The 26197-nt window shown below is 71.1% G+C and carries 16 protein-coding genes; 4 read left to right on the top strand and 12 right to left on the bottom strand.

What is annotated here, in order from left to right; all coding sequences use genetic code 11:
• Positions 1-61 precede the first annotated feature (61 nt).
• The 10 genes from Pla133_RS16200 to Pla133_RS16250 all read right to left on the bottom strand — a co-directional run bounded on the left by Pla133_RS16200 (position 62) and on the right by Pla133_RS16250 (position 14248).
• Complete coding sequence (locus Pla133_RS16200; RefSeq protein ID WP_145067083.1) at positions 62-3043, bottom strand: bifunctional serine/threonine-protein kinase/formylglycine-generating enzyme family protein; 2982 nt, start codon at positions 3041-3043, stop codon at positions 62-64.
• Positions 3044-3299: 256 nt separating this feature from the next.
• Positions 3300-4277, bottom strand: coding sequence for a sugar phosphate nucleotidyltransferase (locus tag Pla133_RS16205; RefSeq protein ID WP_145067085.1), 978 nt, complete (start codon positions 4275-4277; stop codon positions 3300-3302).
• Positions 4278-4431: 154 nt separating this feature from the next.
• On the bottom strand, positions 4432-6813 hold the full coding sequence (locus tag Pla133_RS16210; RefSeq protein ID WP_145067087.1) for an FG-GAP repeat domain-containing protein: 2382 nt from the start codon (positions 6811-6813) through the stop codon (positions 4432-4434).
• A gap of 139 nt (positions 6814-6952) precedes the next feature.
• Complete coding sequence (locus Pla133_RS16215; RefSeq protein WP_145067089.1) at positions 6953-7492, bottom strand: gamma carbonic anhydrase family protein; 540 nt, start codon at positions 7490-7492, stop codon at positions 6953-6955.
• An 18-nt stretch (positions 7493-7510) separates the two neighbouring features.
• The gene (locus Pla133_RS16220) at positions 7511-8311 is read right to left on the bottom strand and encodes a CPBP family intramembrane glutamic endopeptidase (RefSeq protein ID WP_145067091.1); all 801 of its coding nucleotides are present in this window, start codon (positions 8309-8311) and stop codon (positions 7511-7513) included.
• A gap of 94 nt (positions 8312-8405) precedes the next feature.
• A complete protein-coding gene (locus Pla133_RS16230) occupies positions 8406-9209 on the bottom strand; it encodes a thiazole synthase (RefSeq protein ID WP_145067093.1) in 804 nt (267 codons plus the stop codon).
• Between the two features lie 78 nt (positions 9210-9287).
• Positions 9288-9506 (bottom strand): sulfur carrier protein ThiS, encoded by a 219-nt coding sequence (thiS, locus tag Pla133_RS16235; protein ID WP_145067095.1) that lies wholly within the window; start codon positions 9504-9506, stop codon positions 9288-9290.
• Between the two features lie 40 nt (positions 9507-9546).
• Positions 9547-10728 carry a class I SAM-dependent rRNA methyltransferase gene (locus Pla133_RS16240; protein ID WP_145067097.1) on the bottom strand — a complete coding sequence of 394 codons (1182 nt, stop codon included), beginning with the start codon at positions 10726-10728 and terminating at the stop codon, positions 9547-9549.
• A gap of 29 nt (positions 10729-10757) precedes the next feature.
• A complete protein-coding gene (locus tag Pla133_RS16245; RefSeq protein WP_145067099.1) occupies positions 10758-13124 on the bottom strand; it encodes a HEAT repeat domain-containing protein in 2367 nt (788 codons plus the stop codon).
• Positions 13124-14248 (bottom strand): sigma-54-dependent transcriptional regulator, encoded by a 1125-nt coding sequence (locus Pla133_RS16250; protein WP_145067101.1) that lies wholly within the window; start codon positions 14246-14248, stop codon positions 13124-13126. Before Pla133_RS16250 ends, Pla133_RS16245 begins: the two co-directional genes overlap by 1 nt.
• A gap of 388 nt (positions 14249-14636) precedes the next feature.
• Between Pla133_RS16250 and nusA the strand changes: the two genes are divergently transcribed.
• From nusA to Pla133_RS16270, 4 genes are all read left to right on the top strand, one after another.
• Complete coding sequence (gene nusA, locus Pla133_RS16255; protein WP_145067103.1) at positions 14637-15848, top strand: transcription termination factor NusA; 1212 nt, start codon at positions 14637-14639, stop codon at positions 15846-15848.
• 184 nt (positions 15849-16032) lie between these two features.
• A complete protein-coding gene (gene infB / locus Pla133_RS16260) occupies positions 16033-19380 on the top strand; it encodes a translation initiation factor IF-2 (RefSeq protein ID WP_145067105.1) in 3348 nt (1115 codons plus the stop codon).
• Positions 19381-19518: 138 nt separating this feature from the next.
• Complete coding sequence (gene rbfA / locus Pla133_RS16265; RefSeq protein WP_145067107.1) at positions 19519-19989, top strand: 30S ribosome-binding factor RbfA; 471 nt, start codon at positions 19519-19521, stop codon at positions 19987-19989.
• A gap of 73 nt (positions 19990-20062) precedes the next feature.
• On the top strand, positions 20063-23533 hold the full coding sequence (locus Pla133_RS16270) for a serine/threonine-protein kinase (protein ID WP_145067109.1): 3471 nt from the start codon (positions 20063-20065) through the stop codon (positions 23531-23533).
• Between the two features lie 27 nt (positions 23534-23560).
• Here the strand turns inward: Pla133_RS16270 and Pla133_RS16275 are convergent, their stop codons facing one another.
• Both Pla133_RS16275 and Pla133_RS16280 read right to left on the bottom strand, forming a co-directional pair.
• Positions 23561-24460: a lipopolysaccharide kinase InaA family protein gene (locus Pla133_RS16275; RefSeq protein WP_419191603.1), complete on the bottom strand. Its 900-nt coding sequence runs from the start codon at positions 24458-24460 to the stop codon at positions 23561-23563.
• A gap of 69 nt (positions 24461-24529) precedes the next feature.
• Entirely contained in the window at positions 24530-26185 is a 1656-nt protein-coding gene (locus Pla133_RS16280; protein WP_145067113.1) for an RNA 2'-phosphotransferase, read from the bottom strand.
• Positions 26186-26197: the final 12 nt, after the last annotated feature.

Raw genomic sequence — 26197 nt, forward strand, 5'->3', positions numbered from 1 at the left:
TGTTTGCCGGTTGACGGGCGAGTCGTGGTCACGAACCCGGTCCAGCGTCGCCGCTCGACTGTCAGTCGTACTGCGGCGTCGGATCGACCGGGCGCGCCGGACGTAGCCCGATGAATTCGGCTCCGAAGTCCGGTGTCACGTAGAGGCGGAAGGCCGAGCGGGCGATCGCCGCGGGACTGTTGAAGCTGCCTCCGCGGCACACGCGCTCGAGCACCCCACGCTCCACCACGACAGGGTCCGGTCCCGATCGTTCCTCGCCGTAGGCGCCCTCGACGTACTCGTCCAAGCACCACTCCCACACGTTCCCCAGGGTGTCGTGCAGCCCGAAGCCGTTGGCGGCATAGCTCCCGACGCGGGCGTGCAGGGCATTGCCGTCGTCCACCGACGCCTCCCAGGCAGAGAAGTGCTCGCCGCCGTTGGCCTTGGCGAAGGCGTCGGCGATGTTCGCGGCATTCGACAGGGACTCGACCTCGTCCCCCGGCCAGAAGACCGTTTCGGTCCCGCCGCGGCAGGCGTACTCCCACTGGGCCTCGGTTGGCAGGGTCAGGCCCAAGAGGTCGACGGTTCGCTTGGCGTCACGCCAGGAGACCTGCTCCACCGGGTGCATGGTGGACCAGTCGAGGTTGTGCCGATTGAGACGCCGGTCGTACTGCGCCGCGCCGACACCGCTGGGGTTGATGCCCGCGATGCGCTGCCACTGCCCTTGGGTCATCTCGTACTTGGAGATGAAGAAGGCCGACAACTCCACGTCGCGCAGCGGCCCCTCGTTGGGGCGCGCGGCAGGATCGTAGTTGGGCGCGAGCTCGTCGATCGACTGGGCCCCCATCGCGAAGGTCCCGGCGGGAATCAGCACGAAGACGAGCGCCGACTCCTCGGTGATCGCCAGCCGACCGTCACGATCGCGACGGGGCACGGTCCCGGTCTGTAGGTGCGCGAACTCCCACAGGCCCGAGTCGGGGTCGGCGCCAATCGGAACCAGCCCCTGTTGGGGCGCGAGCTCCATGCCGGCGTATTGGGGTGAAGCGGCGATGCCCTCGACAGCCAGCTCCCAGCGCCGGCGGACCGAATCCGAGCTGATGCTGGCCTCCACCAGGTTGCTGGCGAAGTCGCGGCGACGGGCGATGCCCCAGCCGAACTCCTCGGTCAAGGTGTCGCCCGCCAAGCCGTTCTTGGGGTCGTGCAGCGCCTCGATCCCGCGCACCAGCCCGCTCAGTTGACGGTGCCACCAGGCCTCCTCGGGACTGGCGAAGACGCGCAGCCCCATGCCGATCTCGAGTTCGGCGATGGCCGCTTCAACCTGGCCGAGCTCGATCCGTGCCGCTTCCGGATCGGCGGCGGAGCCGGCCTCGAGCTCCGTTTCCAATCCGCTCCGGTAGCCGCGCAGGGCTGCCAGCTCAGTCCCCTCGGCAAGCTCCTCGGCCCGCGCGAGGCGCTCGGGGTCTTCCACAGGTACCGCTCGCGAGCGCAGGTCCGCCAGCCTCGCGCGGTGCTGATCGAGGCTTGGCCGGGCCTTCAAGTCGTGGTCCGGATCGGCCCCGCGCCCCTCGAGCAACTGCCGCGCATCACTCAACCAGGCCTCGTAGCGCGGCAACATCTGCGGCCTCGCAGGCCAGAGCTTCTGCGCGCCAGCGATCAGCCCAGCCAGGTCCTGGGACGCCGAGAGGGACAACACGTCGTCCAGCCGGCGCGTCGCCAGGCTGGTCTGCGCGGAGATCTCCTCGGCACGCTCGTTGGCCAGGACCGCCAGCCGGGCGTTCGACTCGCTGGTCCGCAAGGTTCGAACCAGCAACAGGCTGACCACCACCAACGCCAACAGGGAGACGGAGGTCGCCGCGCTCACCGCGGGGTTGCGCTTGGACCACTTGACCAGCCTAGCCCAGCGACCCGGGGGCTGGGCCACGATCGGCTCGTTGGCCAGGTGCCGGCGCAGGTCGTCGGCCAGCTCGCGCATCGACTGGTAGCGGCGGCCGGGGGCCTTGTCGATCGCCTTGCTGCAGATCACCGCCAACTCCGAGGGACACTGGGACCGAAAGCGCGAGACCAGCGGCGGGTCGACGACCACGATCTTCTCCGCGATCTGGTGCGTCGTGTCACCCTCGAAGGGCCGTCGCAGGGCCAGGGTCTCGTAGAGCATCACCCCCAGACTGAAGATGTCCGTGCGGTGGTCCAGGCCCATGCGCTTGGCCGCGACCTGCTCGGGGCTCATGTAGTAGAAGGTGCCCGCGAAGTCCCCGGTCTGCGAGAGCACGGGGTCGTCCTGGACCCGCGCCAGGCCGAAGTCGGTGACCTTGGGCACGTCCCCCGTCGCCAGCAGGATGTTGGCCGGCTTGATGTCACGGTGGATCACCCCGGCGTCGTGGGCTGCCTGCAGGCCGTCGGCGATCGCGGCGAAGGTCTCCGCCGTCCAACGGTAGTGCGCCGGCTCGACCCCATCCGCGGCGCGCAGGGCGTCGATGCGATCCTTGAGCGTGTAGGAACCAGCGACGAACTCCTGGGCGATCCAGGCCAGGCCCTCGTTGACGCCGGTCGCGATGGTGCCGACCAGGTTGGGGTGGCTGAGTCGCCCCCCGGCGCGGGCCTCGCGGGCGAAGAGGTCGAGGCTCTTGCGGTCCACGCGCTCGGGCAGCACCAACTTGAGCGCGACCGTGCGACCCAGGCTCTCCTGCCTGGCCTCCCAGACGACGCCCATGCCCCCGCGACCGACCTCGCGCACGAGCTTGAAGTCGCCCACCTGCGACTTCGATCGTAGGTCGCCACCGATGCCGGGGCTGGACCGGCCGGGGCTGGAATGGCCGGGGCTGGAAGGAATCGCGTAGCGGGTGAAGCCGGCGCCGTCCGGTTCATCGGTCCCGCGCTCCAACGCGCCCCCGATCCGCATCATCTCCTCGAAGATCTGCGCGGCGACCTTCATCAAGTCGCTGTCGGAACGGCACTCGTCCTGCTGTGCCAGCCAGCTGCGCCAGTGGTCACTGGCGTTGGACTCGCGGTCGACGAGGAAGCGGGCGAGCAGCGATCGGGCGCGGGATTCGATGAACTCGGACACTTGGCGGCGCTCGAGCAGGCCGTCGGGCGGGACAGCTACTGCCGACGAGCATCGGAGCGCTCAGCGCTCCACTCTCCTCGGCCCGAGGATAGCAACGCCCCCCGGCGACGGTGAGCGCGCGTTGGCCTCGACCTGTCCGGGCCGCCCCCCCACTCGTCCTCGGGTCGACGGCTCGGCCCGACCCGACCCTCGCAGCACGAGGGTTACGGAAACAGGCGCAGCCCGCGCGGGCCTGGCCCTCGGGGCCCCGGCGCGGTCAGTCGCAGGCGACGACCTGACCAGAGGCGAAGACCACCCGACGGTGCTCACCGGCCGGCACGCGTTCCCCGGCCAGAACCAGGCATTCGGTCAAGTGCGCTCCGGCCGCGACCACGGCACCGGCCATGACCACCGTCCGCTCCAAGCGCGCCGAAGGGTCCACCTTCGCGTCGGGAGCCACGAAGAAACGATGGCCCTCGCGCTCGAGCACGTGGAGGTTGAGGTCGAGCAGGTCGGAGGGTTCGGAGAGGTTGAGGTCGCGCTGGACGACGGGGGCGGGAATCACCCCGTAGCCGTCCTCGATGAAGATCTGGATCGCGTCCGTCAGCTCGTACTCGTCCCGCAGGGCCGTGCGAGGGGTGTGGCGGATGGAGTCGAAGATGGCCGGATCGAAGAGGTACAGGCCGCAACCCTTCAAGTTGGTCCGCGGGTGCCTGGGCTTCTCGATCACTCGCCGCACCATCCCGGCCTCGTCGAGGTCGACAGTGAAGTTGCGCCGGATCGCCGCGGGGTCCGACTCGACCTTGACCGCCAGGACCGCGTCGACACCGGGCCGCTCGAAGAGCTCGAGCATCGAGCCCAGGTTCTCGGTCTCGAAGAAGATGTCGCCCAGGAACAGCAGGAAGGGCCGCGTCAGGTGCGGCTCGAGCTGGCCCACCGCGTGGGCGATGCCGAGCATCTGGTCCTGCTCGACGTAGCGCAGGTGCACGCCGAACTGGGACCCGTCGCCGAGTTCCTGGACCACGCGGTGACCCAGGTGACCGATCACGATCGTGATCTCGCGCACGCCGAGGTCCCGCATGGCCTCGATCTGCCAGACCATCAAGGGCCGGTCCAGCAGCGGCAACAACGGCTTCGGGTAGCGCTCGCTGAAGGGGCGGATCCGCTTGCCCTTCCCGGCAGCGAGGATGACGCCCTCGATCGGGGCGTCGCTCGGGGCCGCCGGGGCGGCGCTCTCGGGGGGGCTCTCGCTCATGGTGTCTGCCGACGGTCGATCGTGGCGCGTTTCGGTGGGTCGGATCGGGGAGAGCCTAACAGCCCCGCAAGGGGAGCCCCAACTTCAGGCGATGCGACGACGCGGGCCGCCCCGACGACACTCGGTCATCGGCAGCTGCCCGCGTCGATCGCGGTCACTTGGTCTTTCCGCGGGCGAACCAAAGGGTGTCGGATTCGGGCGAGAGCATCAGTAGCTCGGGAGCCACGTCGCCCTCGGTATCGACGAACTGGGCGTGCTTCACTCCGAAGGGAATCGTCGCCTGGCCCTGGTCCCCGAACAGCAGCGTCTCGACAAACTCGAGCTGGCCCTCGTTCTTGAGGAAGATCGGGCGGCCCGTCGAGGTCAGGACCGCGAGATCGTCGTCGAGGTCCCCGTCGGCGTCGCCCACCAGGACAGCCGCCGGCTCGTACTCGAACAGCGAGGAGTTGCCCGCCGCGATCTCCAGGGCGACGTAGTCCCCCAACCCGGCCTTCGAGGTCAGGACCTGGATCGCGGTGGCCAACTGCCCGAGCTGGTTGCAGACCAGCTCGTCGATGCCGTCCTGGTCCAGGTCGGCCGGGGTGATCTCCGTCGACAGGAAAGGCAGGGCCACGAACGGCCCGGGAGCCAGTTCGCCGGTCCCGTCGCCGACCAGGACCACCACGCCGGTGACTGTCTGATCGACCTCGCCGGTGGTGATCGCTGCGTCGACGTTGCCGTCACCATCGAAGTCCCCGACGACCACGGCCAGGGGCCGGACATCGGGAGTCTCCACCACGGGCAGGGCCGTGAAGCCCAGCTCGCCGTCGCCCAGCAGCACGCGTACGCCGCGATCACCCGAGAGGGTCACCACCATGTCGGGAAAGCCGTCCCCGTTGAGGTCGCCGCTGTCGACGCCGATTGGCTGCAGGCCCACGCCATAGGAGGTGTTGGCATCGGGAGCTTGGAAGGGCAGCGCCCCGAGGTTCTCCATGATCCGCACCTCGCTCGACTGGTACACGGCGATGGCCACATCGAGGTCGCCGTCACCGTCGAAGTCCTCGAGCGCCAGGCTGCCGGGGGTCTCCGCAGCGGTCGGCTCCAGCGGCACTTCGCCAGCGAGTTCGTAGCCGCCCTCGGGCAGACCGCGCAGGAAGGCCACCGAGCGTTGGAACAGGTCGACGGTGACGACGTCGACGAACTGGTCGCCGTCGAGCTCGCCGGCGCGCAAGAACTGGCTCTCCAGAGGCACCGAGTAGCCCCGAGCCCCGCGGGTTCCATCGCTGTCATTCCGCAGGATGGTCGTGCCCATCGAGTGCCCGCAGACGATGTCGGGAAACTCGTCGGTGCCCAACTGGCGCACCTCGAGCAGGCGCGGGAACTTGCCGAGCTCGATGCGCTCGATGCCGTCGTCGGGTGCCTTGCCCTCGCTCGCGAGCGGCATGATCATCAGTTGGCCCGCGTCGAGCAGACCCACCAGGGCTTCACGCTGGCCGTCCAGGTCCAGGTCGGTGACCTCGAAGGTGCTGACACGACCGCCGACGAAGAGCTCGCCGTAATCCGCCATCACGCCGTCGTCGCCGCGGAGGTAGAGCTGCACGGACAGCGACTCACCGGAGAGGTCGAACACCGCGATGTCCTCGGTCCCGTCGCCGTCCACGTCGCCGGCGGATTCGAGCAACGGAATCCGGGGCGCCGGGAGGTCCCAAGTCGGGTCGGCGAAGCTGCCGTCCGCGTTCTGGAGGAACACGGCCACGCTGCCCGGACCCTCGCCGTCGTAGGCCTGCTCGCCGCCCAGGACGTCGTTCAGACCATCGCCGTCGACGTCGAAGACCAGCGAGCTGAGAACTGCGCCGACGCCGGTCGGACCCGTGGAGGTCAGGATCTCGGCGACCTCGAGGCCAGGTCCGAGGTCGCGGTAGACGTAGATCGACTGCAGGTCGGGGATCGGCACCAGCAGCGAATCGGTCGGATGGCCGAGGTTGCCCGCGGACAGGGTCAAGGCGTAGCTGGGCAGCGCGAACTCGTTGGCCAACTCGAGTTCGCCGACGCCCCCACCGGCGGCGGGGTTCCAGTCGTAGACGCTGAGGCGGCCGATGGTCCCCGCCAGGGCCGCGAGGTCGTCGCCGGCGCGGTCGAGCGCGTTGCCGACGGGCATGTCCGCCGTGACGCCGATCAAGCTGACGACGGCCACCTCGTCGATGCCATCGCCGTCGAAGTCACCCGACCCGAAGGAGAAGGGCACGCCCGCCGTGGTCAGGCTCTGGACCTTGACGAATTCGTCGGGGGCGATCCCCAGCCCCACGGTCAGGCTGGATGAGAAGGGATTGAGCTCCATCAGGTCGTCGAGGCCGTCGCCATCGACGTCCACGAGCGTCACGTCGCTCGCGCCTGGAGCACCGAGGATGATCCGCTGGCCGAGCAGCAGTTCGATCTCGGTGGAGCTGATGCCCGAGAAGTCGGAGGTGGAGTCCCCGCCGCCACCCGTGCAGGCGGTGGAGAGGGCCAGGAGGCCGAAAGGAAGGACGAGAGCGGTTGATCGGAGCAGAATCCGCATGGCGACGACGAGAGTTGAGCCGTCCCCGGATCGGCTGGCCCGCTGACGCCGACGGCGCCTGATTCGAGCTCCACGGCGCCCCTCGCGCCGCACCTCCCAGGGGAACGAGGCGGCTTCCCTGATTGCCGCCCTGAGAAACCTAACGCACGGAAGGGGCGGAAGCCGAACCCGGGTCCGCAAGGTAGCGTCGGATTTTGGAGACGTAGCCCGCCGCGCTGGCCCGAATCGCCGCCTGCTCCGCCTCCGTCACGGGTCGCAGGACCTTGGCGGGCACCCCGGCGACCAGGCTCCCGGGGGGGACCTCGAAGCCCTCCCGGACGACCGCTCCGGCGGCCACGATCGAGCCCGCTCCCACCCGCGAGCCGCCCAGCAGCACGGCCCCCATTCCGATCAGGCAGTGGTCCTCGACAACGGCCCCGTGCAACACGCAACGGTGCCCGACGGTCACCTCGGAACCGATCACGTTGGGCACCCCGGTATCCGCATGGACCATCGTCAGGTCCTGGATGTTGGTCCGCCGGCCGACCGTGAGCGGCGCGTCGTCCCCGCGCAGGACGCAGCCGAACCAGATGCCGACGTCCTCGGCCAAGGTCACGTCACCGGTGACGATCGCGTCGAAGGCACGAAAGGCGCCGTCCTCGATGGGCTCGAAGAGCCCGGCCGTCGGGTAGTGAGCCATGTGCCTCTTGCGCGCGGGTCAGAGCAGGGGATTGATCCCGGTCCAGGCCGCGCCGGCGGCCAAGCCGAGCCACAGGGCCTGGTGCAGGGCGTGGGCGGTAATCGTCGCCGCCAAGGACTGGGTACGCAGCATGATCACGCCCAGCACCACCCCCATGCCGAGGGCCGGGGCGAAGAGCTCCACCGGCTGGAGCAGGGCGAAGAGCAGGCCGCCCAGGGCGATGCCACCGCGCTCGCTGAAGTTCTGGACCAGCAGCGGTTGCAGGAAGCCTCGCAGGACCACCTCGCGCACGACGGGCGCCACGAGCACCAGGGCCAGGGCCCCCATGGTCCAAGCCGTTCCGTCGAGCTGAGCCATGCGGACGGCCGAGCCGACTTCGCGCGGCTCCCCGCCGAAGGCACCCAGCAGCAGCGGCCAGCCGATCGTCAGGCCGACCAGCAGCGGAAGGCAACACAGGTAGGTGGCGACCCCGGCGGCGATCGAGCGTCCCGTCTGGCCGCGGTGGAAGCCGAGCGAGCGCCAGCCCTCCGGTTGGGTGCGCTCCGCGGCCACCACGGCGACGATCGCGCCACCGACCAGCAGCAGATCCGGCCGCAGCAGCGAGGTCAGCTCGCCCTCCGGCAGCAGCCCACCCAACAGGTAGAGCAGCAGACCCGCGATCACGGCGACTGACACCTGACTGAAGCCCCAACGCGCGAAGAAGACGTTGCGACCGGGCCGCAAGCGAAGGGCGACCTGGGCCGCCACCGGCGCCAGGGCGACTCCGGCCCCGGTCAGGGCGAGTGCGGTGGCAACCGTGGACGGCGACGTGGGGAGCATGGCGAGGGTGGACAGGGCGCCGGCGGAGCCTGCGGTCGAGTGAGCGGGCGGAAGGGGACGGGACGGGACGGGACGGTGATGCAGATGCCCCCGCTCAGCCCTCGGCGCCGTCGATGCGGCCGGCCATGGGCGACGAGGCGTTGGCGTAGAGCTTGCGCGGAATCCGGCCCGACAGGTGCGCCAGGCGGCCGGCGATGCAGGCGTGCTTCATGGCCACCGCCATCCGCAGCGGGTCGCGCGCGCCGGCGATGCCGGTGTTGAGTAGCACACCCTCGGCTCCCAGCTCCATGGCCTGGGACACGTCGCTGGCCGTGCCGACGCCCGCGTCGACGATCACCGGCACGTCGATCAGCTCCATCAGGATGCGGATCGCGTTGGGGTTGAGCACGCCCTGGCCCGAGCCGATCGGTGAGCCCGCCGGCATGACGCAGGCGGCCCCGGCCTCGGCCAGGTACACGCCCAGGCGCGCGTCGTCCGAGGTGTAGACCATGACCGTGAAGCCGTCCTCGACCAAGCGGCGCGTGGCTTCGAGGGTGCCGATCGGATCGGGCAGCAGCGTGCGCTCGTCGCCGAGCACCTCGAGCTTGACCAGCGGCGTGTCGAGCAGGTCTCGCGAGAGCTGCGCCGTGCGCACGGCCGACTCCACGTCGAAGCAGCCGGCGGTGTTGGGCAGGATCGTGTAGCGCTGGCGATCGATGTGATCGAACAGCGACGGACCCGCACTGGGGTCCAGGTTCACGCGTCGCACGGCGACGGTCACGCAGTCGGCGCCCGAGAGCTCCAGAGCTCGCGCGGTCTCCTCGAAATCGCGGTACTTGCCGGTCCCGACCAGAAGGCGCGAGCGCAGGGTGAATTCGCCCACTCGGAGCGGGTCGTCGAGGAAGGCTGTTTCGTCCATGGTTCGATGGGCGCAGACGGGCCGCGCGGGGGCAGAGGATAGCAGTCGGCGGGCCGCCGCTGGGCGACTGCGCGCCGGTCAGCCGCCTCCGACGAGGGTCACCAGCTCGACCACATCGCCCTCGGCCAGGATCCGCTCGGCCCGCGTCGAACGCGGCGCCAGCTCGCGGTTGATCTCGACCGCCACGACCTCGGGACGCAGGCCCAGCCGCTCCAGCAGCTCGGCGACGGTGCTGCCGAGCGCGAGCTCCCAGGGCTCGCCGTTGACAGTGATGTGGACGGATTCCGGGTCGCTCATCGCAGTCTCGGTCGCCAACGCCTCGCCCGGCGATCCGCGCTCAGCAGACCCTCAGGATGGCGCACTTGAGGTATTCGCTCTCCGGCAGGGTGATCAGCACCGGATGGTCGGCGCCGGCGCCGTGCAACGCCTCGACGTAGACGTCGCGTCTCGAGTCCCGCGCCGCCTCGGAGACGAAGCCCATGAAGGCCTCGCGACCCACCGCGAAGGAGCACGAAGCCGTGACCAGGTAGCCACCGGGCTCGACCAGGTGGATCGCCCGCAGGTTCAGCTCGCGGTAGCCGCGCCCGGCGCCTGCGGCCTCGCGGCGGTTGCGCGCGAAGGCCGGCGGATCGATGACCACGAGGTCGTAGCGCTCCCCGGCCTCGGCCCGGGCGCGCAGGTCCTTCATGGCGTTGGCGCGCTCGAAGCGCACGCGCCCGGAGACGCCGTTCAACTCGGCGTTGCGGCCGACCTGCTCCCCGGCGGAGGCCGATTGATCGATGGCCAGCACTTCGCTCGCGCCGGCACGTGCGGCGGCGATGCCGAACAACCCGTCGTAGCAGAAGGCGTCGAGCACGCGACCACCCTGGGCCAGGCGCGCGGCGCGTTCGCGGTTCTCGCGCTGGTCGAGGTAGTGACCTGTCTTGTGACCGCCGGTCGGGTCGACTTCGAAGATCAAGCCATCGGCCTGCTCCACGCGCACGGCCTGGACCGGGTCGCCGCGGATCCACTCGACCCGATCGCCCAACTCCTCGAGCCGGCGCACGGAAGCGTCGGAACGATCGAGGACGGCGCGCGGCTCGAAGGGCAGTCGCTCGAGCAGCAGCTCCAGCAGGAAGTCGCGCATGCGATCGGAGCCCTGGCAACCGCTCTGGATCACCAGCACGTCCGCGTAGCGGTCGACGACGAAGCCGGGCAGCCGTTCGGAGTCGCCGCCGAGCAGGCGACAGGCCCGACCGGGCGCGAGCAGGCCGGCGCGCTCGCGCAGGGACACGGCGCGGTCGATCAGCCCGGCCCAGAAGGCCCGATTGGGCTGCTCCGGGCTGCGCGTGACCATCCGCACGGCGATCCGCGACGCGTCCGAGAAGAGTCCCCAGCCGAGGGGGTTGTCGTTCGGATCGAAGACCGGAGCCAGCTCGCCCGACTGGGCTTCCGCTGCCGCGACATCGTCCGCGTAGAGCCAGGGGTGGCCGCCATGCAGCCAACGCCGGCCCTTGCCGGTGGAGATCACCTTCGCCATAAGGCGCGAGAGTGTACGCGCGCGGCCCGTCAGCGCGGTGCCACGAGCGCCTCGAAGGTCGCATCGCCGCGCAGACTGGCGAGGTCCGGGTCCTCCGCGGCCCAACGCCGCTGGCGGGTCAAGGCCCCCGCGGTCAGCCGCGGCGAGGCGAACTCGAGGGCCAGGAACTCCAGGGCCTGGTCCCGATCGCCCAGAAGTGCGTGGGTGCAGGCCAGGTTGTAGTAGAGCTCTGGAGCGGGCACGACACCCTCGAGCAGGAAGCGCGCCTCCTCCGACCGCCCCACCCGAGCCCGGTAGCAAGCCAAGAGCACGCGCATGAAGCCGCTCTGCTGCAACTCGTAGGCGCGCTCGAAGTAGCCCACCGCACGCTCGGCCTGGCCCAGGCGCACGTTGGCGTTCACCGCCAGCGAGACCAAGAGGTCCGCGCGCAGGGTCCGCAAGGCGTCGCGCTGGGCCTCGAGGGCGGCCACCAGGTCGGGCTCGGGTTCGGTCAGCACCCGTCCGCCATCGCGGCCGGCGGCCAGATCGGCGATCCGGTCCGCGACCGAGTTCTCGACGGCCTCGATCCGCTCCAGAGCCGTGGTCAGCTCCTGCTCCGCCTCCACGGGCTGGCCCAGGTCGGTCAGGCACGCTCCGATCTCGCGGCCGACCAGGGCCGCGACCTGGTCGCTGCGCACCGGTCCGAAGTTCAGGCTGGCCCCGTCCAGGGCCGCGCGCAGCCCCTCGACCAGGGTCAGCGCGGACGCGGCATCGCCGTCCGCGCGCAGGTCCCGGGCCAGGTCGAGGGCCGCGGTGGACGGCCGGCGGTAGTCCTCGAAGGCGAACGTCTCGCGCTCGTTCTCGTCCTCGACCAGTCGCTCGAGCAGGCGCTCCTCCCGGTAGATCCAGAGTCGACGGTTGGCGCGGTCAACGGCCATCCGACGACCGACCAGATCCAGCTCCGCGAAGCGCAGCGCGACCATCCGCGCGCGCCGGGGGGCGTCGGCGCGCCAACTCCAATGCTCCGTGTCGCCCAGCGGCGCGATCCCGGGCAACTCCTCGGGCGCCACCGTGGCCAACCAACCGCAGGCCTCGACCAGCACGCCGAGCAACTCGGCGGTGGTCCAGCCAGGCAACTCGGGGTTCGCCACCAGGGTCCGGCGCGGGGCCAGGTCGCGGTCGAGCACCGTGTCGAGGCTCCCGGCCGAGATCCCGAGGTCGAAGGCGAGTTGCAGTCGCTCGGCGTCCAGCAGGAACCCATGCAGCTTGCTCGCGACGACGAGCAAGCGCCGCGGTTCGGCCTCGCCGGCCGCCACCCGCACCACCAGGCGCAGCCATTCGACCGCTGCCTGGAGCTCGACCAGATCGGCCGCTGCCGCGGCATCCAGTCCTGCGCGGGGGGCATCGAGCTTCTCTCGCAGCTCGAGGCGTCGACCGCGCAGCTCCTGCAGCACCCCCGCCGCTCGGTCGAGGGCCGGCTCGACCGCTTCGAGGTCGCGCAGGGCGAGCTGGGTCAGAGCCGTGAGGTAATGGCCGTAGAAGGCCCAGATCCGATCGTCGAAGGCGGCGCCGGCGGCCGAGCGTTGCAGCAGCCGATCGGCGGAGACCAGGGCGCGCTCGGGCGCCGCCCCCGCCGAGAGAGCCAACATCGAGCGCCGATAGTCCAGCCCGCGGGTGTCGTAGCCGTCGGCGGCCAGACCGTCGAGGAACGCGTCGGCGGCCGGGGGCCAACCGGCCACGTCGAAGCGCGAAAGGGCCAGATCGAGCCCGTTCACGGCCTTGGTTCGCACTTGGGCGTCCGGATGGCGCGCACCCAGGACCAGGGGCGCTCGGGCCCGAGGGTCCGATCCGGCGCCGGGTAGGTCCGGCAGGGAGCGGCCATAGGTCTCCAAGAGCGGTGCGAGGGCGGCCGGCGGCAGGCGCCTCGAGGCGTCGACATCGACTGCGCGTGCGACCAGGGCCGCCGCCCCCTCGGTCTCGGCCAGCGCCTCGGCCGCGCCGACCAGGTCATCGCCGTCGAGCAGACCCAGGAGCTCGACCAGGGCCCCGCCGGAGGTCGGACCACCGAGGGCGCCGAGGGTCTCGACCGCGGCCGCGCGCACCGCCCGGTCAGGATCCTCGGCCGCGGCCTGCTTCAGGAGCGCGACCCGCGGCCCCACGTCCCGCGCACCCAGGTCCACTCGACCCGCGGCCCGCGCGGCCAGGACCCGCACCGTGGGGTCGACGTCGGCAGCCAGGGTGGCGAGCTCGCGATCGGTGGGAATCGGACCGCCGGGACTCGCCAGCTCGGCGGCGCGCACCCGTCGGTCGAGGTCGGAGTCCAGGCTCGCGTCCGCGGCCAGCGGCGCGTCCTGGGGCCGAGCCGCGGCGGGCGCGAGCAACGGAAGCAGGGCGAGGAGGAAGGTTCCTGCGCCCATCAGCCGCCGCCTCGCTGACTCTCCGCCTCCGCCTCGTCGTGGTGGCCCCCGTCGTCACCCTCGCCGGTCCGCGCGACCCGGTACTCGAAGGCGCGGCGGGTGAGTCCGACTCGCCGCGCCGCGGCACTCAGGTTCCCGCGCTGCTCGCGCAGGGCCTCGGCCAGGAGCGCCGCCTCGAGCTGCTCGGCAGTCAGGCCGTGGGCCAGGGCCTGCCGCGCCAGTTCCTCGGGAATGCCGGCGGCGACCTCGTCCAGGAAGTCGAACTCGTGGACGTCGATCGGTGTTTGGGCCGGTCCCAAGGCGCAGACCCGCTCCAGGGCGTTCTCGAGCTCGCGCACGTTCCCGGGCCAGGCATGGGCGCCGAGCCGCTCCAGGCAACCGGCACCCAGGGGCCGCGCCGGACGCCCCAGGCGTGCGCCGATGCCCGCCAGGAGAGTCTCCACCAGCCCCGGCAGGTCCTCGGAGCGCGCCCGCAGCGGCGGCACCTCGAGGGTCACCACGGCCAGTCGATAGTAGAGGTCCTCGCGGAATCGCCCGGCCTCGACCTCGGCGCGCAGGTCTCGATTGGTGGTCGCGCAGAAGCGCACGTCGATCGCGACCGGCGCCTCGGCCCCGACGGGTTCGACGACCCGCTCCTGGAGCGCGCGCAGGAGCTTGACCTGCGCCGGGCCGGGCAGCAAATCGACGTCGTCGAGCACCAGGGTGCCGCCCTGCGCCCGGCGAAAGCACCCCGCGCGCGAGCGCGAGGCATCCGTGAAGGCGCCCTTCTCGTGGCCGAACAGCTCCGATTCGACCAGCGTCGGCGTCAGCGCGCCCAGGTGCACCTCGACCAGGGGGCCGTCCGCTCGGCGGCTGGCGGCGTGCAGCCGTCTGGCCGAGGCACTCTTTCCGGTGCCGCTCTCACCCAGAAGCAGCACCGTGGCCTCGGATCCGGCGACCATTCCCAGCTCGGCCTCGAAGGCCCGCTGGATCGGACTGGCCGGACCGCAGCCGCCCTCGGCGGCGGGACGGTCGGGGGGCCGACCCCCCTCTACGGGCCTCGAGGGGCTGCTTCCGCCACGCTTCCAGGGAGCGCCGCTGCCACTGGCGTCGGAATCGGCTGCGGGCGGTCTGGACTGGGTCATCGGCGTGGCCACGTCGGCAAACGTCGGAGGCGCTGTTCTGGAGCCTCCTACTACCCCGCCAGCGTTGACGTGGGCCGGTCCCGTATAGCACACTGCTCGCCCTAAAATCCGGCAAACCCCGGACCGACGGGCTCAACGGACCGTGCCGACCACCCCCTCTGGAGGTGCGACCACGCTCCGCCCGCGACGGCCACCGAGGAAGTCGGCGGACTCCTGCAGACGACTCATCAGGTCGCCTCGCCGGGGGGCCCCGGCTTTCGTCGTGTCAGGTCGTTCGCGGTGGGCACCACCCGGTCCGGATGCGCCCGAAGGAATCGAGACCCAGGCGCTCCGAGCGCCCACGGAACACGGGCGCCCCCAGCGCCCAGAGAACTAAAGTCACCCGCCCATGGATCGCGAAGCGCTGTTGCGGATGGTGGACATGATCCACCGGAATCGCGACATCCCCATCGAAGTCGTCTTCCAGAGCCTCGAAGAGGCCCTGGCCGCGGCGATTCGTAAGCGTTTGGGCGCGGGCGAGGACCTCGTCTGCGAGATCGATCGCAAGACCGGTGAGGTCGTCGTCGAGGACGAGGAGGGCGAGTACGAGCTCGACCTCGAGATCCTCGGCCGCATCGCCGCCCAGGCCTTCAAGCAGGTGATGATGCAGCGCATCCGCGAGGCGGAGCGCGACGTCCTCTACGACGACTTCGAGGCCCGCGTCGGGTCGCTGGTCCACGGCACCGTCCAACGCTTCGAAGCGGACAGCCTGGTGGTCAACCTCGGTCGCACCGAGGCCTACCTCCCCCGCGAGGAGCGGGTCCGCGGCGAGACCTTCTCGATTGGCGACCGCGTGCGCGCGATCGTGCTCGAGGTCCGCAAGGACGGCCCCAGGGTCCGGATCATCATCAGCCGCACCCATCCCGACCTGGTCCGGCGCCTGTTCGAGCTCGAGGTCCCCGAGATCGCGGACGAGATCATCGACATCAAGCGCGTGGTCCGCGAGCCGGGCTACCGCACCAAGATGGCGGTGATCTCCCAGGATCCGAAGATCGACGCCATCGGCGCCTGCGTCGGCGTGCGCGGGTCCCGGATCAAGGCGGTGATCGACGAGCTGCGCGGCGAGCGCATCGACATCATCCGTTGGAGCGACTCGCTCGAGACCCTGATCCAGAACGGCCTGAAGCCGGCCGAGATCAACATCGACAACATCTACCCCGACGTCGACTCGCACTCCGCGACCGTCCTCGTGGACGAGGACCAGCAGTCGCTGGCGATCGGCAAGAAGGGGCAGAACGTCCGCCTCGCCAGCCGCCTCTGCGGTTGGGACATCGACATCAAGACTCGCGCCGAATTCGAGGCCGAGCAGATGGCCTCCGAAGGGCAGATCACCGACGACGACGACCTGGACGAGTACCAGGACGACGACGGAGAAGGATCTGCCGAATCCCCGACGGGCTCGAATGACGGCGCTGAAGCCGACGACGAGTCCAATCGCTCAGCCTCGACTCTCGCGGCCCCCAGTCACCAACAGCCCGCGTCGTTGTCCCAGGGGGGCAACGAATCGTCACCTGGCGCCGATCACCCGGGCGATGCGCCCGAGGCTTCCGGTGTCCGTTGATACCCGGTGTGGGGTTCGCCCCACGCCCACCCCGCTCCGAACCTCGTCGAACTCTCTAGGCCCCATCGGGTCGGTCCTCGGGCCTCGCTGATACCAGCGGGGCGCGGGCTCGACCCGGCAGCCTCCGATCAGCAGCCCACGCGAGCACACGAGTGCCCGCGAACCCCAGGACACCGACCCACCCGTGACCTCGAAGAAGCGCGTCTACGATCTCGCCAAGGAATACGGCATGACCGGCCAGGATCTGGCCGCGAAGCTGCGCGAGATGGGCTTCGCCCAGGTGAAGAGCCATATGACGGCTCTTCCTGAGGCGGACCTGATGTTGATCGAGGGACGACTCGACGCCTACGGCTACAGCCGCAGCGGCGGCGATGCGTCGGCCGAGCCCGAGCCGGAGACCGGCGGTCTTGTGATCAAGCGCAAGAAGAAGCGCCGCAAGCCGGGTGAGGAAGAAGAGGTGGCAGCTCCCGTCGCCGCCGAGCCGGAGTCCGAGCCGCAGCCGGTCGCCTCGACCGAGCGCGGGGAATCGGAAGCCGCGACGCAGGCCACGGCCACCGAGTCGGCAGCCCCTCAAACGGCGGCGGACGCGGGCCTTCACGACGATTCGGACACCGTGCTGGTGCCGGCGAGGTCAGCGAGTACCCCCACGCCCCAGGTTGCCGAGACGCCGTCGGCGCCGGAGCAAACGGTCGCCAGTGTCGCTGCAACGGAACCATCGGTCGGCGAGCCCGCGGCTGCGGAGGCGACGTCGAAGGTGGCTGGCGCGCCGGAGTCCATCGACGCCGCTGGCGAGGGCCCGGCGACGGTCGATACGGCCGGTGCCGAACAGTCCCACGAGACGGAGTCCGCCCCGGCAAGGTCCGACGCGGCCACATCCCACGTGGCGTCGGAAGACTCGATCGGAGTTGAGAGCACACCGTCGGCGGCAGTTGAGTCGGCGGCAGCTGAGTCGGCGGCAGCTGAGTCGGCGGCAGCTGAGTCGGCGGCAGTTGAGTCGGCCGCAGTTGAGTCGGCCGGAGCGGAACCGGCCAGTGCCGGTGCAGGGGCCCCCGCCGCGGCTGCGTCGCCCGACGAGGCCGCCGCTGCATCGCCATCGGCCGCCGCAACACCGGCGGCAACAACTTCAGCGTCAGCCACACCGGCTGCTTCGACCCCCTCGGCGGTCCCGTCCGCAGCGCCTTCCGATCGCGTAGGAGCCCCGGCGCACTCCACTGGAGCAGCGGCCGGAGCGCAGGCCCCGACGGCCGGTCAGGGAGCGGCGGACCGCGCGCGCCCTGCCGCTGCCGCTGCCGCTGCCAAACCCGAAGCCGGCCCCGCTGACGGCGGGGAAGCCAAGCCTGCCGCCGCCCGGGCCAAGACCGCGGCCGCGAGTGGCGAAGTCACTCCGGTCAAGCCCGCTGCAGGCGAGGACTCCGACATCGTTCGCCCCTCGTCCAAGCGACGTCAGGGCAAGGTCGTCGGGTTCATCGACCTCTCGAAGCTGCAGACCGACAAGCCCGTGCGTCGCGAGTCGCGCCGGCACCGCTCGGCTGACGACCAACCGGCGCCCAACGTCCAGCCGACCTTCGGGAAGGACCGTAAGCGCGCCCTCTCGCGCTCCGGCGACGTCCAGCGGGGCGACCTGACAGCCGCCCAGCTACGCGAGCGCGAAGCCGGTCGATTCCTGCGTCGCCAGCGCCCCCAGCACGGCGGCGCCGGTCGCGGTCGCGGCGGCGGACGGCACCACGCCGGTCCCTCGATCTCGCCCTCGCGGGGCGGCACGGTCACCGTCGAGCACCCGCTCACGATCAAGAAGCTGGGCGAGGTGCTCTCGGTCAAGTCGAACGAGCTGCTCAAGACCGCCTTCCGGATGCTCGGCTTCGGTGCCGTCAACATCAACACGAACATCGACGAGGACACGGCGGTGCTGCTGGCCGCCGAGTACGAGGTCGATCTCGAGGTCACGCGCGAGATCGCGGCCGAGGAGGCTCTGCTCTCCCAGCTCGATCAGAAGCGGCAGGCGATCGACGAGGAGGACCTGGTCCTGCGCCCGCCCACGGTCGCGATCATGGGCCACGTCGACCACGGCAAGACGACGCTGATCGACTCGATCCGCGCCAGCCGCATCGCCGACGGGGAATCCGGCGGCATCACGCAGCACATCGGTGCCTATCAGGTCGAGACCAAGGCCGGTCACAAGGTGACCGTGATCGACACCCCGGGCCACGCGGCCTTCACCTCGATGCGCGCCCGCGGCGCCTCGGCGGTGGACATCGCGATCCTGGTGGTGGCGGCCGACGACGGCGTGAAGCCCCAGACCGAAGAGGCCGTCAACCACGCCAAGGCGGCGGGGACGCCCCTGATCGTCGCGATCAACAAGTGCGACAAGCCCGAGGCCAACCCCGACAAGGTCATGAACGAGCTCTCCGGGCTCGGACTGATCCCCGAGGAATGGGGTGGGACCACGGCCATGCTGAAGATCAGCGCGCTCAAGAGCGAGGGCATCGACGAGCTGCTCGAGCGGGTGTTCCTCGAGGGCGAACTGCTCGACCTGCGCTGCCACCCCACCGGTCCGGCCGCGGGCGTCGTGCTCGAAGCCGAGGTCCAGCAGGGCCGCGGCATCGTCGCCCACCTCCTGATCCAGGACGGCAGCCTCGAGCAGGGCCAGGTGATTCTGGCCGGCGAGGGCTACGGCAAGGTGCGCTCGATCCAAGACGACCGCGGCAAGACGATCAAGTCCGCCGGCCCGGCCACTCCGGTCGAGGTCAGTGGTCTCGACAAGCTGCCCGGTGTCGGCGAGCGCTTCCACGTGGTCCCGGACCTCCAGGACGCCAAGCAGGTCGCCGAAGAGCGCGCCCACTCGAACCGCATGGTCTCCCTGGCGGAGCGCCAGGCGGTCAGCCGCGAGAACCTGTTCGAAGCGGTGGCCCAGGCCGACAAGAGCGTCGTCAACCTGATCGTCAAGGGCGACGTGCAGGGCTCGGTCGAGGTGCTCAAGGCCCAGCTCGCGGAGCTCGTCCACGACGAGGTCGTGGTCAAGGTGCTGCACGCCGGTGTCGGCGCGATCGCCGAGAGCGACGTCGACCTGGCCACCACCTCGGACGCGACCATCATCGCGTTCCACGTGGGCACCAACCCCAAGGCCCGACAGTTGGCCGAGCGCGGCGGGGTTCAGATCCGCAACTACAACGTCATCTACGAGGTTCTCGACGACGTCCGCTTGATGATGGAGGGCGAGCTTTCGCCGGACATCAGCGAGCAGATCACCGGCCACGTCGAGATTCGTCGGCTCTTCAAGTCCTCGCGCATCGGCAACATCGCCGGCTCGTACGTCTTGGACGGCAAGATCATGCGTGACAGCAAGGTGCGCCTGATGCGCGACAGCAAGGTCGTCTGGACCGGCGAGATCGGGACCTTGCGACGGGAATCCGACGACGCCAAGGAGGTCCGCGAGGGCTTCGAGTGCGGCATCGTCCTGCGCAACTACAACGACATCCAGGAGGGGGATGTCATCGAGGCCTTCCGCCTGGTCGAGACCAAGCGGAAGATCTGAGCCGCGGCGGGGGTGGCTGGCGTGCCTCGCGGCACGCCGCCGCCCCGCGCGCGACTCGCTCGAGGCTACTGCCCTGTAACGACCCAGGCGGGAACGCCCCAAGCGGTAGCGCCCCACGGAGTAGGAACTCAGGCAGACATGGCCAACCCCCGCACCATCGCGAAGCTCCAGGCCCGGATCCTCGAACGCGCAGCCTATTGCGTGGAGTTCGAGCTCAACGATCCGCGGGTGGGCATGATCACGCTCACTCGCTGCGAGCTGTCCAGTGACCTGGCCCACGCGAAGATCTTCTTCACGGTTCTGGGCGGACCGACGGAGCGGCGCAAGACCGAGCGGGCCCTGGAGTCCGCCGCGGGCTTCGTGCAGCGCCAGCTCGGGCGGGTCCTGCGTACGCGCAAGATCCCGCGCGTGCGCTGGGCCTTCGACGAGTCCGTCGAATACGCCGACGAAATGGATCGCATGATCCGCGAGGCCCTGCAGCGGGACCAGCAGATCCGCCCTCGGGGCCACGAGGACGAGGGCCCCGCCCTCGACGACCCGCTCGAGGAGGACGAGTTGGACCGCGAGGTGGAGGAGTTTCTCGAGGCCCGGGACGAAGAGGCGGACTGAAGGCCACCCGATCTGAATCGGGGATTCGCACCGATCGACTACACCGTTCCAAGTGAACGGGATCGGATCAGAAGTGACGCAGCTTTCCGGTTACGAGATCGAGCGCGAGCTCGGCGCCGGCGCCGGGGGGCGCGTGCTGCTGGCCCGCGCCACGCGGTCGATCGACCGCGTCTCCGCGGGCGATCTGGTAGCGCTCAAGGTCCCCTCGGCCGAGGGTGCGGAGCGCGCTCGCCAAGTCGAGGCCCTGGCTCGGGAGGCCGCCGTCGCGCGACGGGTTCGGCACCCCTCGCTGGTGCGCGTACTGGCCTTCCGCGAGGACGCGGAGCTGCCCTACCTGTCGATGGTCTGGGTTCCCGGCGCGACCCTGTCCGAGGTCCTGGCCGAGGGCGAGCCCCTGCCGGAGCCTCGACTGCGCGAGATCGGCGCCGACCTGGGCTCCGCCCTGGCTGCGCTGCACGCCCACGACCTGGTGCACGGCGACGTCAAGCCCGAGAACGTGCGGCTCGATGCCGAGGGTCGCGCGGTCCTGATCGACCTGGGCTTCGCCCGGGACGCCAGCCTGGACGGCGAGGGCGGCCTCCCCGGCACCCTGGCCTTCCTCGCGCCGGAGTTCCTCTCCGGCGGCCGCTCAGGTCCGCCCAGCGATGTCTTTGCGCTAGGCGCCGTCCTCTACCTGCTCGCCACCGGACACCACCCCTTCGGCGCAGACGATGGCGAGACCTCCGACCTACTGGCCGCGTTGGCGACGGCGCGGGTCGTCCCCGCGTCGCGTCATGTGCCCGAGCTGAGTCCCCTGCTGGACGCGCTCCTGGATGCTTGCCTGCGGCGGAGTCCGAGCGAGCGACCCACTGCGGAAGCCTTGGCCGGCATCTTGCACGAGGGCGAGGAGAGCGGCTGGTGGCGGGCGAGGGTGCAGCAATCCCTGGGCTCCGGCGGCGGACCCGGAGCCCTGCGAGCCGAGAGCCACCGCCTGCAGTTCGTCGGCAGACGCGACGAGCTCCGCGGCTTGAGCCAGGCCTACACCCAAGTGCTGCGCGAGGGCCAGGGACTCGCGATCGCCCTGTCCGGGCCCGTAGGAATCGGCAAGACGCGTCTCGTCAGCGACCTGATCGAAACCCTGCGCGCCGGTGACTCGCCGTGCCTGTTCCTGCACGCGCGCTGCAGCGAGTTGACGGAGTCCCAGCGCTACGGCACGGCGATTCGATTGCTCGAGCATTGGCTGCAATTGCCTCCCCACCGCCCCCTCGGCCCGCGCGAGATCCAACTGCTCGAGCACCTGGTTCCGCCCCGCGATGCCGACGTGCTGCGTAGGGCACTGCTCGGAGACGGGGACGCCCCGGTTCAGGGCAGTGCGGCGGTCGCCCTCGCCGCCTGGATCGCGGCCCTGGCGGCCGGGCGACCGGTCGTGGTGCTGGTGGACGACCTGCACCTGGCCCACGCCGCGACCCTGGAGGCCCTCGACCGCATGCTCGAGCGGTCGGCGGACAGCCGTCTGCTCTTGCTCCTGGCCTATGACGACGACCGTCCGCCGGCAGAACCCGCCGAGCTTGCGCGCCTGCTGGAGCACGCCCGGCGCCGCGCCGCCCAGGTCGACCTCGCCGGCACGATCCACATGGATCCCTTGACCGTCGAAGACGTCACCGAACTCGTCACCCACCACTTCCACCACACCACGCCGCGCCTGCGACTGGGGCGCGTGCTGCACGAGCGCAGCCAGGGCAACCCGGGAATCCTCGAAGAGTTGTTGGTCGGTCTGGTCGACCGGGGCGAAGCCGCGCCGTTGGACGGCGAGCCCGGGCGCCTGCGCCTAGAGATCCAACCCGACCGGATCGCCCTGCCCGGATCGCTGCTGGTGACCATGCGCCAGCGCTACCGCGAGCTGGACCCGCTCATGCGCCGTTGGCTGGAGCGCTTGAGCGTGGTCGGCGGCCGTTTGGAGACCGACTTCCTCTGCACCGCCTTCGCCCCGGCCACTGCGGCGGAGGTCGATGGCGCGCTGGAGGAGCTGGCGCGGCGCGGCTGGCTGGTCGCCAACGGCCCGCGCTATCGCTTCGCCCGCGCCGCCCTGCGCGAGGCGGTCTACCGATCCCTTTCGCCGGACCGTCGCGTGCGCCTACACCGCATGGCGGCGCGCGCCTTGGCGACGATCGAAGACGACCGCGACGTGGACTTCCAACGGGCCTACCACCTGCGCGCAGCCGGTGAGCAGCGTGAGCTGTTGGAGGCCGTCTGGTCCCTGCTGCCGCCCGACGATCGACGCGGCTCGCCCCACCGCCTCTTGCGACTGGCGCGCTGGGGGCTCGAGGCCCTCGACGCCCTCGGAAGGCCGGCGAGCCTTCGCAAGCGGGAACTGAACCTGCTGGAGCGCGGCCTGGGCGCCGCCGACCGCTTGGGAGAGCGCGAGCTGCAACGCCGTTGGCTGGACCGACTGGCCGAGCTGGCCACCGGCACCGGCACCGACGCCGCCGAGGAGGCGACGGTCTACCTGCTGCACGGTCGCCACGCCTACTCGACCGGCGAGTTCGGCACCGCGCGGGGCATGCTCAGGAACGCCGTGGGCCTGGCCAAGAAGGCCCGCGACGCGCGCATCGAGGTCGAGGCGCTGCGCGGTTGGGCCCTGGTGGAGGCCGAATTCGCCTCCACTTCGCGCGCGCGCCAACTCGCCGCACGCGCCCTGAGCGCATCGGTCGAACCCGAGCAGCGGGCCCTCGCCCACCTGGTCAGCGCGCGGATCGAAGTGCTCGACGATCGACTCGAACGCGCGCTCGACGACGTGCGCTCCGCCCTGGCCACCCTGCGTCTGGCGGGCCGCGAGGCACCCGGGATTCGGGCCGGGGCCTACCTGATGCGCGCGCGGGTCTGGCGCGCGGCCGGACGCGTGAATCGCGCCCTGGCCTCGGCCCGCCGCGCCCAGGCCCTGGCACGGGAAGCCGGCGATCGCCGGCGCGAGGCCGAGGCTGCTGCCCGCATGGGCTGGCTGCTCTTGGACGCCGACCGCCCCGACGAGGCCGAGGCGCAGCTGCGCGAGGCACGGCTGGTGACCGAGGAGATCGAAGACCAGCGGGCGGGGGTCTTGGTCGACCTGTGGCTGGGCCTGCTCCTGTGCGAACAGCAGGTCGAGGGTGGACGCGCTTCGATCCAACGCGCCCTGGCAACCGCCGATGACATCGGCTACCACCGCGCGGAGGCCCTGGGCCGCGCCATCCTCGCGCGGGTCCAGTTGCTCGACGGCGACGACGCCGCGGCCCTGCGCAACTCCGACCGCGCCCACGAGTTGTCGGAGATCCACGGCTTGGAGCTGATCGACCGCATCGTGGTCGACGGCACCTGCGCCGTGATGCTGCGGCACGAAGACCGCGGGTCCGAGGCGGATGGATTGGTGCGGAGCCTGAGGCGACGCATCCGCCGTACCACTCGCAACATCAGGCGCCCCGACCTGCGCCTGGCGCTGGGGGCCTACACCGAGCGCCTGCTCGAGGCCGTCCTGACCCTGGACGGCCCCATCTACCCGCGCTCCACCGCCAACGTCGCGACATTGGACTGAGCACCTCGACTGAGTCCGCCGATCGGCTCAGCCACGCACTTGGGCGGCGCCGTCGCGATCGGCCGGGCTGGCACCGACCAGCCGCTCGAGCCACCAACCCAGACGGTGGTGCCAGGACCGCTGCTCGAGCGTCGCGACCAGGTCCGGCAGCAGCCCCCGCCAATCGGCACCGGCGTAGCCGCGCAGGAAGCGGGGCAGGTCGGTTCGGCGCAAGAAGGCCCTGCCGCGGCCCTCACGGCGTCGCACCGAGCGCAAGAGCCGCGCGAGGTTCTGCAGCCGCGCAGCACGGTCGAGCTTGGGAACGAGCTGACTGCGATCGAGGTCCAGAACCCAAAGACGCGGTTGCGCCGTACCGAGGGAGCCGCGCTCCACCAAGAGATTGCGGGGCTGCAGATCCGCGTGAGCCAGGCCGACGTCGTGCAGTTCCGCGATCAGGGCCCCGGTCCGGGCCAGCAGCGCCGCGCGATCCGCCTGCGCCAGCTCCCCCGCGCGCGCCATCTCGAGCACCGTGCCCAGGTCGAGCGCGTTCTCGATCCGTACCGACACCAGGTCCAACAGCCAGCCGGGACGAGCCGGGCGGGCCCGAGCTGCAATCACCTCGGGGGTCGCGAGTCCCAGCCGTCGCAGCTCGGCCGACAGGCACAGCTCGCGGACCGGTCGCGACGCGTCCATGAACCTGGCGCCGGTCAACCAGCGCAGGAGGCCGCCGTGACGGTAACGACGCACCACCAGGCGCGGCCCGCTGCCGTGGATCTCGCCCAGTGGGATGCGGCCCGAGAGGTCGCTGGCCGGCAGCGGATGCCGATCCCCGTCGGGTTCGAATCCAGCCGCCCTGAGCCGCTCGGCGGCGTGGTCGGCTACGACCAGTGAGCCACCGCCCGCGCGCTGGAGCGTGTAGTCAGCCGGCAATTCGGGCGGGCGAGGCAAGGCCAGGGATCGAGCCGTCCGCCGCCGCTCTCGCGAGCGACGGCGGCACGGGCTTTCGATCGGGGTCGGTCAGATTCCAGCGCCGAAGCCGCCGCCGGAATCGCTGGAGGCGCGCTCGCTGCGCTTCTCGACGGGAGCGCGCTCGGGCTCGGGCGCACGCGGTGCCCGCGGCGCTCGGCTCGACTCGCGCTTGGCCTCACGGGAGCTCGCTTCGGCATCGAAGACTCCGAGGCCGAAGCCTCCGGAACCGCGCTGCTGGGGCTTCGAAGCCGCGGCCGGCTCGATCGCGGGCTCCCGCTCCCGACGCGGCGCCCGTTCGGTCTCTTCACGGCGCGGGCGACGCTCTGCGCGGTCGGCATCGCGGTCCCGACGGGGAGCTCGCTCGGCTTCGGGGTCCCGGCGGGGCGCACGCTCGGGCTCGGAATCGCGGCGCGGAGCCCGCTCGGCCTCGGCGTCCCGGCGGGGCCTGCGCTCGGCTTCGGAATCCCTGCGCGGGCCGCGACTCGCGCCGCGATCTCGATCGCCTTCGCTGGGGCGGCTGCCGCGCTCGGGGCGCTCGTCACGCTCTTCACGCCGGCCGCGGGGCGCGCGGTCTTCGCCGCGAGCGCCTCGCTCGTCGGTCCGCTCGGCGCGGGCGGGTGCCCGGCTCTCGCGCTCGTCGGCGTCATCGCCGCGCCCGCGACCGTAGCGCGGAGCCTCGCGATCACCGCCAGCGCGAGCTCCACCCGCACGGTCGCGGTCGGAACTGCCGCGGTCGGAACTGCCGCGGGGGGTCCGATCGCGGCCGCTGCGATCGCGGTCTCCACCGTTCTCGTGCACGTCGGCGCGAGCAACGCGCTCCGGTCGCTCTTCACGCCCGCGGGGGCTGTCGTCGCGATCACGACCGCGTCGGCTCGAATCGGTCGAATCACGGTCCGACGCGTCACGACTGCCAGAGCTGCGGTCCGCCGAGTGCCGGTCGCTCGAGTGCCTCTCGGCCCTGTCGCGATCCCGGCCTTCGCCCTCGCGCGAATCGTCATCTCGACCACCACGGCCACCGCGCTCGCGGCCACCGCGGTCGCGACCTCGGCCGCCTCGCTCGCGCCCGCCGCGCTCGCGCCCGCCGCGCTCGCGGCCACCACGCTCCCGTTCGCCACCCTCGCGGCTGTCGTGCCGGATGGGATCGGACCCATCGTCGAAGGACTCCCCGATCTCGAGCATCTCGGTCGGGATCTCCTCGGCCAGGAACAGGGCCTTGCGGTCGTAGAAGCAGACGCCGTCCTCCCACGCGTCCAGGGCGTGGATGGTGAGCAGCGTGTACTCACGCGCCAGGCGCCGACCGGACTCGCGGGCGTCGTCCGGAGTAAGGGCCAGGTGCAGGTAGGAGCGGCGTCCGCCGCGCAGGCCGTAGCGGCGGGCGCGGTCCACGTCGCGGGTCGGCACGCAGACGTAGAGCTGCTCGGGCGGTTGGGCGTCGGGCCCGGCCTCGACGGGAATCGAATGGCCGTAGAGGGCTCGAATCTTGCCCTTCTCGATCTCGTAGCGCTGTCGGTCTCCACTCTCGACCGCGTCGGTGAGCTGGTCTTCGTCGACCGGCTCCCCGAGGCGCTCGTTCAGGGCGTGAATCACGTCGTCGACGTCGGCGAAGCCGTAGGCGTCAACTTCCAGATCGAATCGCTCGGGCTTGTGGCGCAGCATGAACGCCAGCGAGCGGGTGATCCTCTCGATGAGGGCCGAATCGGTCATGGGCGGTCGCTC

Origin of the sequence: Engelhardtia mirabilis, from assembly GCF_007748095.1 — a bacterium.
Classification (GTDB): Bacteria; Planctomycetota; UBA1135; order UBA1135.

Coding starts and splice junctions, on each gene's coding strand:
- rbfA (WP_145067107.1), top strand. CDS start 19,519: ATGGCCAACCCCCGCACCATCGCGAAGCTCCAGGCCCGGATCCTCGAA.
- Pla133_RS16210 (WP_145067087.1), bottom strand. CDS start 6,813: ATGCGGATTCTGCTCCGATCAACCGCTCTCGTCCTTCCTTTCGGCCTC.
- Pla133_RS16250 (WP_145067101.1), bottom strand. CDS start 14,248: ATGACCCAGTCCAGACCGCCCGCAGCCGATTCCGACGCCAGTGGCAGC.
- Pla133_RS16220 (WP_145067091.1), bottom strand. CDS start 8,311: ATGCTCCCCACGTCGCCGTCCACGGTTGCCACCGCACTCGCCCTGACC.
- Pla133_RS16205 (WP_145067085.1), bottom strand. CDS start 4,277: ATGAGCGAGAGCCCCCCCGAGAGCGCCGCCCCGGCGGCCCCGAGCGAC.
- Pla133_RS16240 (WP_145067097.1), bottom strand. CDS start 10,728: ATGGCGAAGGTGATCTCCACCGGCAAGGGCCGGCGTTGGCTGCATGGC.
- thiS (WP_145067095.1), bottom strand. CDS start 9,506: ATGAGCGACCCGGAATCCGTCCACATCACTGTCAACGGCGAGCCCTGG.
- Pla133_RS16245 (WP_145067099.1), bottom strand. CDS start 13,124: ATGGGCGCAGGAACCTTCCTCCTCGCCCTGCTTCCGTTGCTCGCGCCC.
- Pla133_RS16230 (WP_145067093.1), bottom strand. CDS start 9,209: ATGGACGAAACAGCCTTCCTCGACGACCCGCTCCGAGTGGGCGAATTC.
- Pla133_RS16215 (WP_145067089.1), bottom strand. CDS start 7,492: ATGGCTCACTACCCGACGGCCGGGCTCTTCGAGCCCATCGAGGACGGC.
- Pla133_RS16280 (WP_145067113.1), bottom strand. CDS start 26,185: ATGACCGATTCGGCCCTCATCGAGAGGATCACCCGCTCGCTGGCGTTC.
- nusA (WP_145067103.1), top strand. CDS start 14,637: ATGGATCGCGAAGCGCTGTTGCGGATGGTGGACATGATCCACCGGAAT.